Annotated in this window: 2 rRNA genes (1 of these 2 running past the window's edge); both read left to right on the top strand. The window is 57.0% G+C overall.

Features of this window, described 5'->3' with window-relative positions:
* Positions 1-1,829, top strand: a 23S ribosomal RNA gene (locus ACFYXB_RS45445); it begins 1,364 nt to the left of the window's first position.
* Positions 1,830-1,922: 93 nt separating this feature from the next.
* Positions 1,923-2,030 (top strand): 5S ribosomal RNA (gene rrf, locus ACFYXB_RS45440); the annotation flags it as partial.

Genomic DNA, 2,030 nt, shown 5'->3' with positions numbered 1-2,030 from the left:
GTATGGATGGGTAGGGGAGCGTCGTCTGCCGGGTGAAGCAGCCGCGGAAGCGAGTTGTGGACGGTTGACGAGTGAGAATGCAGGCATGAGTAGCGATACAAACGTGAGAAACGTTTGCGCCGATTGACCAAGGGTTCCTGGGTCAAGCTGATCTGCCCAGGGTAAGTCGGGACCTAAGGCGAGGCCGACAGGCGTAGTCGATGGATAACCGGTTGATATTCCGGTACCCGCTGTGAAGCGTCAAACATTGAATCCAGTGATGCTAAGGCCGTGAAGCCGCCCTGGAGCCTTCGGGCAAAGGGGAGTGGTGGAGCCGCCGGACCAAGTTGGTAGTAGGTGAGTGATGGGGTGACGCAGGAAGGTAGTCCATCCCGGGCGGTGGTTGTCCCGGGGTAAGGGTGTAGCCCGAGTGGTAGGTAAATCCGCCACTTACAGGGGTGAGACCTGATGCCGAGCCGATTGTGGTGAAGTGGATGATCCTATGCTGTCGAGAAAAGCCTCTAGCGAGTTTCATGGCGGCCCGTACCCTAAACCGACTCAGGTGGTCAGGTAGAGAATACCGAGGCGTTCGGGTGAACTATGGTTAAGGAACTCGGCAAAATGCCCCCGTAACTTCGGGAGAAGGGGGGCCACACCTGGTGATGATCTTTTCGGTCTGAGCTGGGGGTGGCCGCAGAGACCAGCGAGAAGCGACTGTTTACTAAAAACACAGGTCCGTGCGAAGCCGTAAGGCGATGTATACGGACTGACGCCTGCCCGGTGCTGGAACGTTAAGGGGACCGGTTAGCTCCATTTCGGTGGGGCGAAGCTGAGAACTTAAGCGCCAGTAAACGGCGGTGGTAACTATAACCATCCTAAGGTAGCGAAATTCCTTGTCGGGTAAGTTCCGACCTGCACGAATGGCGTAACGACTTCTCGACTGTCTCAACCATAGGCCCGGTGAAATTGCACTACGAGTAAAGATGCTCGTTTCGCGCAGCAGGACGGAAAGACCCCGGGACCTTTACTACAGTTTGATATTGGTGTTCGGTTCGGCTTGTGTAGGATAGCTGGGAGACTTTGAAACGCGGACGCCAGTTCGTGTGGAGTCGTCGTTGAAATACCAGTCTGGTCGTGCTGGATGTCTAACCTGGGTCCGTGATCCGGATCAGGGACAGTGTCTGATGGGTAGTTTAACTGGGGCGGTTGCCTCCTAAAGAGTAACGGAGGCGCCCAAAGGTTCCCTCAGCCTGGTTGGCAATCAGGTGTTGAGTGTAAGTGCACAAGGGAGCTTGACTGTGAGACCGACGGGTCGAGCAGGGACGAAAGTCGGGACTAGTGATCCGGCGGTGGCTTGTGGAAGCGCCGTCGCTCAACGGATAAAAGGTACCCCGGGGATAACAGGCTGATCTTCCCCAAGAGTCCATATCGACGGGATGGTTTGGCACCTCGATGTCGGCTCGTCGCATCCTGGGGCTGGAGTCGGTCCCAAGGGTTGGGCTGTTCGCCCATTAAAGCGGTACGCGAGCTGGGTTTAGAACGTCGTGAGACAGTTCGGTCCCTATCCGCTGTGCGCGTAGGAGTCTTGAGAAGGGCTGTCCCTAGTACGAGAGGACCGGGACGGACGAACCTCTGGTGTGCCAGTTGTTCTGCCAAGGGCATGGCTGGTTGGCTACGTTCGGGAGGGATAACCGCTGAAAGCATCTAAGCGGGAAGCCTGCTTCGAGATGAGGACTCCCACCCACTTGATGGGGTAAGGCTCCCAGTAGACGACTGGGTTGATAGGCCGGATCTGGAAGCCAGGCAACTGGTGGAGGTGACCGGTACTAATAGGCCGAGGGCTTGTCCTCAGTTGCTCGCGTCCACTGTGTTGGTTCTGAAACCACGAACAACCCCGTTGCCGGGTTACGGCGGCGGTGCGGGTGTTCACAGTTTCATCGTGTTTCGGTGGTCATAGCGTGAGGGAAACGCCCGGTTACATTTCGAACCCGGAAGCTAAGCCTTACAGCGCCGATGGTACTGCAGGGGGGACCCTGTGGGAGAGTAGGACA

This window comes from Streptomyces sp. NPDC002619, assembly GCF_042889305.1.
Classification (GTDB): domain Bacteria; phylum Actinomycetota; class Actinomycetes; order Streptomycetales; family Streptomycetaceae; genus Streptomyces.
The sequence above is the reverse complement of the archived record's forward strand: the minus strand, read 5'-3'. Positions and strand labels throughout refer to the sequence as shown.